We start from the raw sequence: 2363 nt of genomic DNA, 5'->3' as shown, positions 1-2363 counted from the left end.
TATTTATGATGAAAATATAGTTTGGGTATATCCGTTTAATGCAGTCGCAATTGGTGGAGTAAAACTAAAAGTTCCTTTTGAGCAAGCGGGTAAAGCTAAACTGATTATGGAATCCATTTCCAATAACCAGTTGATTGATGACGTTGGAATTTATGATATGTCAGAGGCTTTAGACAAAGCTATATTGAGGCAAAATGAGATTTTCCGGATTAAGTCACAAATTCGCAAAAAAGAACTTCAACTGGATAAGGAAATAGAGATAAAGTCTGAAATTTTAACATTAGAAGAAATTGAGCAGATAATAAAAGAAGAAAAAGAATTTTCCTTATTGTCCCAAAAGATTTATAGATTTTCCTGGAGTGAATTTTGGGCAGAGTTGTTTGATTTTAATGGTCGAAAATTTAAGTATTTACTTCACAAACCCGTTGAGTATTATCTTGATAAGGAATTAGTTGATTTGTATGATGGGAATAAAGAGGATGATTCAATAACAGTCTGTCCAAGGTGCCAATCAGACAATGTGGCATACGGATATGCGATTGATTACAAATGGGATATTCCTTATTTATTTTTATCGTTAATTGTAAGAGCACCATTCCCTTTGTTCCGTAAAAAATTTCATTGTTTTGATTGTGGAAATGATTTTAAAATTTCAAAAAGATTAAACAGCTAACACTTTGAATACATTATACGTCATGGGATTTTGTGTGGGTTGCAAGTTGAAAGTTCAATGGCATGGGGAGTAACGATGGAAAGGAAAGTAATTACTAACCTTTCAACTATCTGGAAACAAGACATAATCTAAAGAAAAGTCTTGCACGCTGAAATTAGGGATCGATTGGAGATTGATCATTTGGCCTTGTTTTATTTGAAATAAGAATTGAATTCGAGGATATATGCTGATTTAATGAAGGAATATTATAATGGTACTGCTTAAAAATTGGGCAATTAAAGTTAGTTTTTTGTAGTAAACGTAACTTCGTCGCTATGTGCAAACAATTGATCCCCATATTCAATTCCCGTCATAACTCCGACAAATGATCTGACATAATAAAGGGTACCCGGGGTCAGGTTTGTTAAAGTTACCGAGAATTCTTCGGGTGGACAATAACTTTGCACCTCCTGTTCTATATCTTTTTGATCATGGGATGCAGCATCAGGAAGTGTGCTATAGCTAATACCTCTCTCCACTATATAGGAACCATTTGCTATTGTCTTCGCATTGACTTTTGCTGAGGTTTGGGTTATCTCGGTAATACTTGTAATTGTAGCCAGGGGTGCACTATTGGTCGAGAAAGATATTTCATCACCGTAAAATACTTCAGTCCCGTAGATAAAAAATGATCTCGCATAATTTAGAGTCCCGGGTTGCAGATGGTCTACCTCACATCTATATTGGTAGGTGACACTTCCAATTTCAATGGAGCTTTGTTCAATGTAACCTGTTTTATCTTTAACGGTTGGATTGGGGGTCGTTGCCAGACAAATTCCCTTTTCCGTTATCGGATAATTTCTGATATTGTCTAAAGGATTAAATCCTATTATTACCCCTGTACAATTGAGTGATAGTGGATAAATTGCAGCGTTCTGTATTGGTTTGCCGGTGGAAGGGTATGTGGTAAAAGATAATTGGTTACTGTAACTTACAAGTGAGTTCAAAGTGATGTATGCCCTGACATAGTAAGTGGTTTCCGGACTTAAGTCGCTAAGACTGAAACTAAAGGAGGAACCTAAAATAGGTGAATTCACTATTTTAGGATCGTTAATAGTAGGATCAGGTTTTGTACTCCAGCATATTCCATACATTGCATGTTCACATCCCCGGCCCGGATCAGTTATCTTGCCATAAATCTCAACAATGGTGCCATTTATCTTAAAAACCTTTATATATGAAAGAGCTAATGTTGGTAATACCGAGTTTACTACCGAATCATTTCGAGGGGGTATTATCGAACCACTATCAGGCGGGTCCTTTTCTAAACTACATCTAAGACCTGATAAAACGAATAGCATTATCAGGAAAAAAACAAATCTCTTTTTCATGGCAATCAGTTTTAAATACAGGCCAAAATTAAACTATTTGATTCTGAATGGCTTTGCCTGAAGTCTATGATGTTTTGCCGTGGTTTGAATGGTTTTGCCCATAGTCTCTGATGTTTTGCCTTGGGTATTCAAATGATTATACCGCCCGGTCATATTGTTCAGTGGCTTTTGAGCAGCGAAAGAAATATTCCGAGGGTTATTCATCTAATAGCGTTGATTAGGGGAGGATGGGATGTCCTGCCGGAATTATTCTTTTCTGAATTCACTGGGGGATTTTCCAAATTCTCTGGTAAATTCCCGGCTGAAATAGGACAGGTTCT

3 protein-coding genes are annotated in these 2363 nt (G+C 36.4%); 1 reads left to right on the top strand and 2 read right to left on the bottom strand.

Going from position 1 to position 2363, the window contains the following annotated elements:
- A partial coding sequence (locus Q8907_16365) for a hypothetical protein (protein ID MDP4275843.1) occupies window positions 1–673 on the top strand: 673 nt, incomplete at its 5' end.
- Between the two features lie 281 nt (window positions 674–954).
- Here Q8907_16365 and Q8907_16360 read toward each other — a convergent pair.
- Together Q8907_16360 and Q8907_16355 are read right to left on the bottom strand one after the other, a co-directional pair.
- Window positions 955–2043, bottom strand: a complete 1089-nt coding sequence (locus Q8907_16360) for a fibronectin type III domain-containing protein (GenBank protein MDP4275842.1) — start codon at window positions 2041–2043, stop codon at window positions 955–957.
- Between the two features lie 33 nt (window positions 2044–2076).
- The gene (locus Q8907_16355) at window positions 2077–2247 is read right to left on the bottom strand and encodes a hypothetical protein (protein ID MDP4275841.1); all 171 of its coding nucleotides are present in this window, start codon (window positions 2245–2247) and stop codon (window positions 2077–2079) included.
- Window positions 2248–2363 lie beyond the last annotated feature (116 nt).

This window comes from Bacteroidota bacterium (assembly GCA_030706565.1).
Lineage (GTDB): Bacteria > Bacteroidota > Bacteroidia > Bacteroidales > JAUZOH01 > JAUZOH01.
The sequence above is the reverse complement of the archived record's forward strand: the minus strand, read 5'-3'. Positions and strand labels throughout refer to the sequence as shown.

Excerpts from the sequence above, each read along its gene's own strand:
- Q8907_16360 (MDP4275842.1), bottom strand. The coding sequence starts at position 2,043 with ATGAAAAAGAGATTTGTTTTTTTCCTGATAATGCTATTCGTTTTATCA.
- Q8907_16355 (MDP4275841.1), bottom strand. The coding sequence starts at position 2,247 with ATGAATAACCCTCGGAATATTTCTTTCGCTGCTCAAAAGCCACTGAAC.